At 65.5% G+C, this 226-nt stretch carries 1 protein-coding gene; it reads right to left on the reverse strand.

All coding sequences use genetic code 11. The features are described from left to right. Window positions 1-226 (reverse strand): enoyl-CoA hydratase/isomerase family protein (locus GYA94_RS28445; RefSeq protein WP_255327019.1); only part of this gene is annotated, 226 nt, incomplete at both ends.

Raw genomic sequence — 226 nt, forward strand, 5'->3', positions numbered from 1 at the left:
GAGCCAGGCCCATGCCACCGCCGAGGGTGAAGCCGTCCATCAGCACCAGCACCGGTTTGCGGTAACGGTGGATGGCCAGGTCGAGGGCATACTCCTCGACGAAAAAGGTCTCATGCAGCGTATCGCCGGCCTCAATGCCCTTACCCTGGACATGGTCCGTAGCCTGCGCCACCACCTGGGACCGTTGTCCCGGGACCCGCACGTCCTGGCGGTGGTGATGCGCGGT

It is taken from the genome of Pseudomonas juntendi, assembly GCF_009932375.1.
Taxonomy (GTDB): domain Bacteria; phylum Pseudomonadota; class Gammaproteobacteria; order Pseudomonadales; family Pseudomonadaceae; genus Aquipseudomonas; species Aquipseudomonas juntendi.